Raw genomic sequence first — 9,584 nt, 5'->3', positions numbered from 1 at the left:
GGGCGGTCAGGCTAGGGCGGTGGTGGGGAGGTCGACGATGTGGGCTCCGCCGTCGACGACGAGGGTGGCGCCGGTGATGTAGGAGGCGTCCGGCGAGGCCAGGAAGCGGATGGCGGCGGCGATCTCGTCGGGGTCTGCTGGACGGCCGAGCGGCACATCCTTGCTGACGATGGCGTAGCCCTCCTCGCGGGAGGCTAGGCCGGCCTGGCGCGCGAAGTCGTCCATCTCCTCGTCCGCCATCGGGGTGCGCACCCATCCCGGGCACACCGCGTTCACGCGGACCCCGCTGCGGCCGTAGTCGCGCGCGAGGCTGCGGGTGAGCCCGAGCAGGGCGTGCTTGCCCACCGTGTAGCCGGCGACCCCCGGGCCGGCGAAGAGCCCGGCGAGCGACGAGACGACGACGATGCTTCCGCGGGAGGCGGTCAGCGCGGGCAGCGCCGCCCGGGCCAGCACGAACGCCGTCGAGACGTTGGTGCGGAACGACACGTCCCACGCCTCGTCTGAGGTCTCGGCGACGGTGCCGAGGCCGTGGCCGCCCGCGTTGGCGACCACCGCATCCACGCGCCCGAAGTCGGCGACCACGCGGGCGAGCGCAGCCTCCGTCTGCTCGCGGTCGCTCGTGTCGCACGGCAGCGCGAGACCGCCGAGCTCCTCTGCGACCGCGTCCAACGGTTCACGTCGCCGCCCGAGCAGGACGACACGCGCGCCCTCCGCGGCGAACCGGCGCGCGGCAGCGGCACCGATGCCGGTGCCCCCTCCGGAGATGACGACGACGGGCTTCTGCATGGCGGTCCTTTCGAGGAGGGGATGGGAGGCGTCAGGCCGGGAACGACGAGCGCGCCAGGTAGCCGAAATCCGAGACCAGGGCGTGCCCGTTCACGGGCCGGGACACCGGGGACGCGAGGTAGAGCACGTGCCGCGCCACCTCCTCCGGGCTCTGAACGGGGAAGCCGACGTCGGAGAAGCCGACGTCGGCCACCCCCAGGTCGGCGCGCGACATCGGCGTGTCGACCACCGACGGACACACGCAGTTGACGCGCACGCCGTCCGGCGCGAGATCGACCGAGAGCGCCCGCGCCAGCTGCAGGACGGCGCCCTTCGATGCGTTGTACGGCACCATCCCGGGCGCGGCGACGAAGCTGGAGTCCGACGCGAGCAGCACCATCGCCGGACTCGCCGAGCGGCGCAGATACGGGAGGGCGTGCTTCGCGGTGAGGAAGGTGCCGGTCACGTTGACCGCGAGCACGGCGTTCCACTCGTCGAGGCCGATGTGCTCGATGCCGCGGCCGAACGGTCCGGAGATTCCGGCGCAGGCGACCACCGCATCCACACCCCCGAGGGAGGCCGCGGCGGAGTCGAGCGCGCTGCGCACCTCGTCCTCCACCGTGAGGTCGGCGCGGTGGGTCACGGTGCCGCCCGGCGAGCGGTCGATCCCCGCGACCTCCGCGCCCTCCGCGGCGAACGCGCGCGCGCACGCCGCTCCGATCCCGGAGGCGGCACCGGTCACGACGACGCGCCGTCCGGCCAGGTCCAGATCCATGGGTTCCAGCATCCCGTCGGGCCGCCGGTGCCGGAACGGCGAACGGGCACCCGTGCGCGCACAGGACAACGGCGTTCGCTCGGCGACAAGCCCGCGCCGCCCCGCGGCTGCCACGATCGACGCACCGGGCCGAAGCCGTCCCGGCTGCGGCCCCCCACGCAGCCCCCGAAGAAGGAACCCCATGAGCGAACCCCGCGCCCACGACCGTCTCAAGGCGAACAGCCTCGGCGTCGCCGGCATCGTCTTCCTCGTCCTCGCCGCCGTCGCCCCGCTGACCGGCATCGTCGTCGTCGCCTCGCTGGCGATCGCGCTCGGGAACGGCGGAGGGACCCCGGCCTCGTTCCTCATCGTCGCCGTCGTGCTGCTGCTCTTCGCGGTCGGCTACGCCCAGATGTCGAAACAGCTGGTGAACGCCGGGGGCTTCTACGCCTTCGTGGTGAAGGGCCTCGGCCGCACCGGCGGCCTGGTCGCCGGGCTGATCGCCACGATCGGGTACAACTTCTTCGTCGTCGGCACGATCGGCACGAGCGGCTTCTTCATGCAGACCGTCATCGCCGACCTGACCGGCCTCAACGTGTACTGGTACGTCTGGGGCCTGCTCTCGATCGTCGTGTCGTTCCTGATGGCGCGGCGCGGCGTGGACTTCTCCTCCAAGATCCTCGGCGTCTCGCTGGTGCTCGAGACGCTCATCCTGGTCGTCTTCGACATCTCCGTGCTGGTGCAGAAGGGATTCGACGTCGCGGCCTTCAGCCCGCAGGCGGTGTTCTCCGGCTCGCTGCCGATCGGTCTGCTCCTCGCCGCGACCGGCTTCCTCGGCTTCGAGGCGACCGCGCTGTTCAGCGAAGAGGCGAAGCGGCCGCTGAAGACCATCCCGCGTGCCACATATGTCGCGATCTGCGCGATCGGCCTCATCCTGGCGGTCACCACGTGGGCGGTCGTCAGCGCGACGGGAGTGCCGCAGGCGCAGGCGGTCGCGGTGAAGCACCTGCCGACCGGCGACCTGATCTTCACGCTGTCGCAGCAGTATCTGGGAACGGTCATGACCGACATCATGATGATCCTGCTCCTGGTCAGCCTGTTCGCCGCGATGCTCGCGTTCCACAACTCAGCAACGCGCTACCTGTACGCGCTGGGCCGTGCCCGCGTGCTTCCCCGCGCGCTCGCCCGAACACGTCCCAACGGCGCGCCCCAGCTCGCGGGCATCGTGCAGGCCGTGTTCGCGGCCGTCGTCGCTGGCCTGTTCGCCCTGGCCGGGCTCGACCCGATCTCGTCGCTGGTGCCCAGCATGATCGGCTTCGGGACGCTGTGCGTCCTCGTGCTCCAGGCGCTCGCGGCGCTGTCGATCGTCGTGTACTTCCGGCGCCGCCGCGACCCGCGTTGGTGGTCCACGTTCGTCGCGCCCGGGATCGGCTTCCTCGCCCTGCTCGTCATCGTCGTCATGGCGATCGTCAACTTCGACATCGTGGCCGGCTCGGACGCGCTGGCGATCCGCCTGCTGCCGCTGCTGCTCGTGGTCGCCCTCGTCGGCGGCATCGGCTTCGGCTGGTACCTGCGCCGGTCGAAGCCGGCGGTGTACGACGCCCTCGCCACCGACCTGGAGAGGTTCGACGCCCACGCGACCACCGAGGCGGAGGCGCAGGAGCCCGTCGCCTGATCCTCGCCACTCCTCACCCGGAACGGATGGCCTCCAACGGCCAGCCGTTCCGGGTGAAGTACGCGGATAGCCGAGCCAGAACAGCGTCATCGCTCGCGGACGGGTCACGGAGCCAGCGCTTCCGCGCCATTGCGATCAGCGCCTCCCTGGCCGCCGATTCGTTGGCGTCGGCCGTATAGCCGATGAACTCCGGCATCGACCAGACATCGAGAACGCCGGTCGCTTCGAGCTGCTCCCTCAGTGCGCGGTCATCGGTGAGAACCACATCGGCATGCCCCCAGAGAGCAGCGGCGACGACGTGTCGGTCTTTGTCGTTGACTTCGATCTGCACCGTCACGTCGACGGCACCCGGCCACGCGACGCGTGCCTCCGGGAACACGGCATTCATCGTGTCCAGGAGCGCGGTGCGATCGGCTGGGCTCATCCCTTCGGGAAGATGGCGGCGGACTTCGTCCAGCACGCCATCGCTCCAGAGAACGCGGCACGTTCCTGCTTCGGCGAGGGAGAGAACGATGTCCCGCCAACGAGCCCGCACGAGGATATTGGCATCGGCAAAGACCCGGAACGGCACGTCAGAACGCGTCGCCCTCGTACCCGCCGGCCTCCTCCGTCAGGTCGGAAAGACGATCCAGCCCCTCGCGCCTGCTGTGACGGCGCTCCTCGGCATAGCGCAGGACGTCGGCCAGAGCGACCCGACGATGGGTGTTGCGGTAGTGCACTTCGAGTTCTCCCTTGTCGAGAAGCTGGACGACGAACATACGAGAAACCCCGAGAAGGTCGGCTGCCTGCGAGGTGGTGAGCAGGGTTCCCGTCGAAGCGATCACCACCGCATCGCCGTGAGCGAGGCGGCCGAGCAGCTCGACGACCGCGTTGGCGACGTCAGCCGGGAGGGACACGGAGACCGTCTCGGCCTCCAGCCTGATCGCGCCGGACGATCCGCGAAGGGCGGCAACGAGACCCTCCAGTTGAGACCGCTCCGAGGCATCGACAGCATCCACCGCGCGGGAATCGATCAGCGTCATGTGAGCTCCCTTCGCCTCGAGGCTAGTCGGGCGGGCAGCTAAACGCAATAAGCGCTCTATTCGCTAAAAATGCATGCAATGCCTGCAGGGCACCGCAGCCGAGGAGGTCGCCTGATCGGGCGCTGGCGGACAAGCGCCGCGCGCCCGCCGTCAATGCGGGCGCGCGGCGCCCTCCGCATACTGGACGAAACCCGGAACCGAAGGACCCTGGATGCACCAGCACAGCAGCACCGTGACCGCGCCGACCGCGGTCGTCCACCCGCTCGACCCGCTCACGGCGGACGAGCTCGCCGCCGGCCGGGCCGTTCTCGACGCGGCCGGCCTGATCGGACCCGGCACACGCTTCCCGAACGTGCTCCCGGTCGAGCCGGAGAAGACGGCCGTCACGGCCTTCTCCCCCGGCGACGCGATCGAGCGCAGGATCCTGTACGTGCTGCTCGACACCGCCACCGGCGAGGCCGCGGAGGCCATCGTGTCGGTGACCTCCGGAGAGGTGATCGAGCACCGGGCGCTGGGCACCGCCGACTCCCCGTACGGCCAGCCGCAGTACCTGTTCGAGGAGTACGAGGCCGCCGAGCGCATCGCCAAGGCGTCGCCGGGGTGGCAGGCGGCGATGCGCCGCCGCGGGCTCGAGGACCGGATGGAGTTGGCCTTCTGCGCGCCGCTCGCCCCCGGCTTCTTCAACCGGGCCGACGAGGCGGGCCGTCGCGCCATCCGCTCGCTCACGTTCCTGCGCGACAGCCCGGAGGACTCGCCGTGGTCGCATCCGGTCGAAGGCCTGATCGTGCACATCGACCTCACCCGTGGCGAGGTCATCCGCGTCGAGGACGAGGGCGACATCCCGGTGCCCGAGCTGAACGGCAACTACGACGCCGCCACGATCGGGGCCGCGCGCACCAGCCTGAAGCCGATCGAGATCACCCAGCCGGAGGGTCCGAGCTTCCGCGTCGACGGCAGCCGGGTCGAGTGGGAGAACTGGAGCTTCCGTGTCGGCTTCAACGCCCGCGAGGGGCTGGTGCTCAACCAGGTGGCGTTCCGCGACGGCGACGAGGACCGGCCGGTCCTCACGCGCGCGTCCGTCCCGGAGATGGTGGTGCCGTACGGCGACACCACGCCGACGCGGTTCTGGATCAGCTACTTCGACGCGGGCGAGTACCTGCTCGGCAAGAACGCGAACACCCTGACGCTCGGGTGCGACTGTCTCGGCGTCATCCACTACTTCGACGGCGTCGTCGCCGACGACCACGGCAACCCGGTCACGATCCCGCAGGTCGTCTGCATGCACGAGGAGGACTACGGCATCCTCTGGAAGCACACCGACCTCACCGGGAAGACCGAGGTGCGCCGCTCCCGGCGCCTGGTCGTCTCGTACTTCTCCACCATCGGCAACTACGACTACGGCTTCTTCTGGTACCTCTACCTCGACGGCACCATCCAGGTGGAGGCGAAGGCGACCGGCATCGTGTTCGCCGGGGCCGGGGTGCCGGGGTCCACCGACCCGCACGCCGCCGAGATCGCGCCGGGACTGTTCGCCCCGGTGCACCAGCACCTGTTCTGCGCGCGACTGGATGTCGCCGTCGACGGGGAGCGCAACTCGCTCGCCGAGGTGGATGCGGTCGGCATCCCGATGGGACGGGACAACCCCTACGGCAACGCGTTCACCTGGACGACGACCCCGATCGAGCGGGAATCGGACGCGGCGAGGACGGCGAACACCGCGACCGCGCGGGTCTGGGAGGTCACCAGCGCCGAGCGGCGCAACGCGGTGGGGAGGAAGACGGCCTACCACCTCATCCCCCAGCCGAGCGCGACGCTGCTCGCACAGCCGGGCTCCAGCGTGTACGATCGCGCGACGTTCGCGACGAAGCACCTCTGGGCGACGCGCTTCGACCCGGCGGAGCGCTTCCCCGCGGGCGACTACCCGAACGCGCACGCCGGCGGCGCCGGCCTCCCCGCGTGGACGGCCGCCGACCGGTCGCTCACCGACGAGGACATCGTGCTCTGGCACGTCTTCGGGCCGACGCACATCCCGCGCCCGGAGGACTGGCCGATCATGCCCGTCGACTACTCGGGCTTCCTGTTCAAGCCGTACGGCTTCCTCGACCGCAACCCCGCCCTCGACCTGCCCGACGGCGCCGCAGCGACCTCCTGCTGCGGCGGCGGGGACGGCTGCACCTGCGGGCACTGACCACCCCATCCGACGAAGGAGTCCCATGTCCATCACGCTGTCCGACACGTCCACCTGGCTGCCGCTCGACGGCCTCGCGCCCGGGTTCGATGCGAACAAGGCACCCACCACCGGCGACCTCGCCGGTCGCACCATCACGGTCGTCGACGAGCGCGGCACCCGCATCGCCCACCGTTTCGGCGACTCCCGGGTCGAGTGGGAGTACACCCCGGGCGACGGGGACGCGATCGAGGCGAGCACCGGGTCGGATGCGTACGAGGCGTTCCTCGTCGACGACGGCCTGTACTTCGCGCAGTTCCACCACGAGCACAAGCCGGATGAGGCGGTCTCTCTCATCCTCGATCTGGCCAACGGCCGGGCGCTGTCGGTGATCCAGGCGATCGGCGGCCCGTTCCCCGGGACCACGGCTGTCAAGCAGCTGTTCGTGCCCGCCGTGATCGAGGGCGCGGAGCAGCGGGGCGCGGCCCCGGCGCCGACCACGACCCTGATCGGGCGCCGCGTGATGTGGGTGTACAGCTCGCTGCACGCGTACGAGCACGTGTACCTGAGCCCGAACTGGTACACCTGGCAGTGCCTCGCCGGCCCCGAGAAGGGACTGGCCGACACCGACGAGAACTCGGTCTGGCAGGTGCGCCCGGGCATCTACGTCTTCGCCTGGCGCGAGAAGGTCATCCCCTGCGCGTCGGTCACCATCGCCGACCACCGCGATCAGAAGGCCATCCGCTCGCACGGCGTGCTCTTCGGACTCGACGAGAGCGGCCGGGTGCCGACGCACTTCACGTTCGGCGCCCACGGCAGGCTGCTGTCGAACACCGTCCACCCCGCGCCGTACGACCCCACGGAGGCGTGAGGGTGACGACGGCCGACCTCATCGTCGCCGGGAGGCTCTACACCGTCGACCGGGAGCGGCCCCATGCCGAGGCGATGGCGGTGCGCGACGGCCGCATCCTCGCCGTCGGCACGCGCGACGAGGTCGCTGCGCTGCGCGGACCGCAGACCCGCGACCTGGACTTCGGCGACGCCGTCGTCATGCCGGGACTCGTGGACGTGCACAACCACCACGCGCACGCCGGCCGTGCCGAACTGTATGAGCTGACCTTCCCGAACACCGCCTCGCTCGACGAGGTCCTGGACGCCGTGCGCGCCCATGCCGCCCGGAAGGGGCCCGACGAGTGGATCGTGGGAAGCAGCTGGGGCACCGGCCTCCTCGACGCCCTCGGTCACGCGGCGGCGCGGCGCGCCCTCGACGAAGCGGCCGGGGGCCGTCCGGTGCTGCTCACCGACGACAGCCACCACAACCGCTGGGCGTCGAGCCGGGCCCTGGAGCTCGCCGGGATCGACGCCTCCACCCCGGACCCCGACCGCGGCGTGATCGTGCGCGACCCAGAGACCGGGGAGCCGAGCGGCGTCCTGCTCGAAGCCGCGGGTCTGCTCGTGGAGGAGGTCGCCGGCCCCGCCGTGACGCTCAGCCCGGAACAGCAGCAGCGCTCGTCGGCGCGCGCGATCGAGATCCTGCACTCGTACGGCATCACGGCGTTCCAGGATGCGGCGATCTCGCTCGACCAGATGCGTGCGCTCAAGGCGCTGGACGACCGAGGAAAGCTCCCGGCCTGGGTCGTCTCGTCCATGACGGTCAACGACCAGATCTTCGGCTACGCGGAGCTGGGCGATGCGCTCATCGAGCACCGGGAGGAGCTGACCGGCGAGCACCACCGTCCCGACTTCATCAAGATCTTCCTCGACGGCACACCACCCGCCCACTCCGGGGCCTTCCTGGAGCCGTACCTGCCCGCCGAGGGGTACGGCGACCACTTCCACGGCTCGACGACCATGCCGGCCGACGAGCTCCTGGGCTGGTTGCGCCGGACCGCCGCGCAGGGCATCTCGGCGAAGATCCACTGTTCGGGCGACGCCGCCGTCCGGATGGTGCTGGACGCGGTCGCCGCCGTGCGCGCGGACGGGCACACCGGACCGCTCTACCAGATCGCGCACGGGCAGTTCATCGCGGCGGACGACCTCCCGCGGTTCGCCGAACTGGGCGTGGCCGCCGACATCTCCCCGTTCCTCTGGTTCCCGGGCGTCATCGCCGACGCGCTGAGCACCGTCCGTCCCGCCGCCGAGGTGAACGGCCTACAGCCGAACCGGTCGCTGATCGACTCCGGCGCCCTCGTCGCCGGCGGCTCCGACTGGCCGGTGAGCGAGACGCCGAACGCCTGGGAGGGCATCCAGGGTCTCGTCACCCGGGCCGACCCGCACGGGCAGCGGCCCGGTGTGCTCGGCCCGGAGCAGGCGATCACCCTGCCCGAGGCGATCGAGGTGTTCACCCTGAACGGCGCCCGCGCCATGGGCCTGGGCGACGTGACGGGCTCGCTGACCGCCGGGAAGTCGGCCGACTTCGTCGTGCTCGATCGCGACCCGTTCGGCATCCCGGTGACCGAGCTGGTGACCCTGACCGCGCAGCGCACGTACTTCGCCGGACGCGAGGTGTTCTCCCGCGCGTGACGCTCCGGAGCGCCCGGGAGTCTTTCCCCTACACTTGTGGAGACTCCCGGGCCGACCGGGCGACGAGGGGAGGGCCATGCCCAAGGTGATCGACCACGACCAGCGGCGTTCCGACATCATCGACGTCACGTGGGGGCTCATCGTGAAGGGCGGACTCGAGGCGGCGACGATGCGCGAAATCGCCGCAGAAGCGGGGTTCGCCAACGGCGCGCTGAAGCACTACTTCCCGGGCAAGGACGAGATCATCCAGGGCACGTACGACCGTGCGCTCGGGATGATGAGCTCGACCGTCGAGAGCGCGGTCGACGGCAAGACCGGGCTGGAGGCGCTGAAGGCGATCGTCTACGCCTCCGCGCCGACCACTCCCGAGTCGATCACGGCCGGCCGGGTGCTGCTGAGCTTCTGGGAGCGGGCGCTGTCCAACCAGGACCTGCACGCGTCCTACCGCACGCACCTCGTCTCCTGGCGCACCGGGCTCGCGTCGTACCTCGCGCAGGGCCGCGCGGACGGCGACATCGTGACGGACACTCCCGACGAGCAGCTCGTCGACGAGATCGTGCTCATCAACGCGGGCGCGAACATCATGAGCCTGCTGGCGCCGGAGCTGTCGACCCCGGAACTCCTCACGGCCCAGCTCGACGCGTTCTTCGACCGGATCACGCGCCGCTGAGCGGCCGT

At 70.8% G+C, this 9,584-nt stretch carries 9 protein-coding genes; 5 read left to right on the top strand and 4 right to left on the bottom strand.

What is annotated here, in order from left to right:
• Positions 1-6: 6 nt before the first annotated feature.
• Positions 7-786 (bottom strand): SDR family NAD(P)-dependent oxidoreductase, encoded by a 780-nt coding sequence (locus HNO83_RS14935; RefSeq protein WP_175338303.1) that lies wholly within the window; start codon positions 784-786, stop codon positions 7-9.
• Between the two features lie 31 nt (positions 787-817).
• A complete protein-coding gene (locus HNO83_RS14930) occupies positions 818-1,540 on the bottom strand; it encodes an SDR family NAD(P)-dependent oxidoreductase (RefSeq protein WP_175338302.1) in 723 nt (240 codons plus the stop codon).
• A 181-nt stretch (positions 1,541-1,721) separates the two neighbouring features.
• Here HNO83_RS14930 and HNO83_RS14925 point away from each other — a divergent pair, with 181 nt between their 5' ends.
• Positions 1,722-3,194: an APC family permease gene (locus tag HNO83_RS14925; RefSeq protein WP_175338301.1), complete on the top strand. Its 1,473-nt coding sequence runs from the start codon at positions 1,722-1,724 to the stop codon at positions 3,192-3,194.
• A gap of 13 nt (positions 3,195-3,207) precedes the next feature.
• Here HNO83_RS14925 and HNO83_RS14920 read toward each other — a convergent pair whose 3' ends face one another.
• Positions 3,208-3,765 carry a PIN domain-containing protein gene (locus HNO83_RS14920; RefSeq protein ID WP_175338300.1) on the bottom strand — a complete coding sequence of 186 codons (558 nt, stop codon included), beginning with the start codon at positions 3,763-3,765 and terminating at the stop codon, positions 3,208-3,210.
• 1 nt (position 3,766) lies between these two features.
• A complete protein-coding gene (locus HNO83_RS14915; protein ID WP_175338299.1) occupies positions 3,767-4,216 on the bottom strand; it encodes a helix-turn-helix domain-containing protein in 450 nt (149 codons plus the stop codon).
• A gap of 211 nt (positions 4,217-4,427) precedes the next feature.
• On the opposite strand from HNO83_RS14915, the gene HNO83_RS14910 reads away from it, so the two are divergent.
• The 4 genes from HNO83_RS14910 (at position 4,428) to HNO83_RS14895 (ending at position 9,576) form a co-directional block, all read left to right on the top strand.
• A complete protein-coding gene (locus HNO83_RS14910; protein WP_175338298.1) occupies positions 4,428-6,404 on the top strand; it encodes a primary-amine oxidase in 1,977 nt (658 codons plus the stop codon).
• A 25-nt stretch (positions 6,405-6,429) separates the two neighbouring features.
• Complete coding sequence (locus HNO83_RS14905; RefSeq protein WP_175338297.1) at positions 6,430-7,254, top strand: molybdenum cofactor biosynthesis F family protein; 825 nt, start codon at positions 6,430-6,432, stop codon at positions 7,252-7,254.
• A gap of 2 nt (positions 7,255-7,256) precedes the next feature.
• Positions 7,257-8,906: an amidohydrolase gene (locus tag HNO83_RS14900; protein WP_349627229.1), complete on the top strand. Its 1,650-nt coding sequence runs from the start codon at positions 7,257-7,259 to the stop codon at positions 8,904-8,906.
• Positions 8,907-8,982: 76 nt separating this feature from the next.
• Positions 8,983-9,576, top strand: coding sequence for a TetR/AcrR family transcriptional regulator (locus tag HNO83_RS14895; RefSeq protein ID WP_175338296.1), 594 nt, complete (start codon positions 8,983-8,985; stop codon positions 9,574-9,576).
• Positions 9,577-9,584: the final 8 nt, after the last annotated feature.

The organism is Leifsonia sp. C5G2 (genome assembly GCF_013359685.1).
Lineage (GTDB): Bacteria > Actinomycetota > Actinomycetes > Actinomycetales > Microbacteriaceae > Leifsonia.
The sequence above is the reverse complement of the archived record's forward strand: the minus strand, read 5'-3'. Positions and strand labels throughout refer to the sequence as shown.

What these genes read in the sequence shown, in the direction of transcription:
- HNO83_RS14895 (WP_175338296.1), top strand. Translation starts at nt 8,983, where the DNA reads ATGCCCAAGGTGATCGACCACGACCAGCGGCGTTCCGACATCATCGAC.
- HNO83_RS14935 (WP_175338303.1), bottom strand. Translation starts at nt 786, where the DNA reads ATGCAGAAGCCCGTCGTCGTCATCTCCGGAGGGGGCACCGGCATCGGT.
- HNO83_RS14905 (WP_175338297.1), top strand. Translation starts at nt 6,430, where the DNA reads ATGTCCATCACGCTGTCCGACACGTCCACCTGGCTGCCGCTCGACGGC.
- HNO83_RS14925 (WP_175338301.1), top strand. Translation starts at nt 1,722, where the DNA reads ATGAGCGAACCCCGCGCCCACGACCGTCTCAAGGCGAACAGCCTCGGC.
- HNO83_RS14915 (WP_175338299.1), bottom strand. Translation starts at nt 4,216, where the DNA reads ATGACGCTGATCGATTCCCGCGCGGTGGATGCTGTCGATGCCTCGGAG.
- HNO83_RS14930 (WP_175338302.1), bottom strand. Translation starts at nt 1,540, where the DNA reads ATGGATCTGGACCTGGCCGGACGGCGCGTCGTCGTGACCGGTGCCGCC.
- HNO83_RS14910 (WP_175338298.1), top strand. Translation starts at nt 4,428, where the DNA reads ATGCACCAGCACAGCAGCACCGTGACCGCGCCGACCGCGGTCGTCCAC.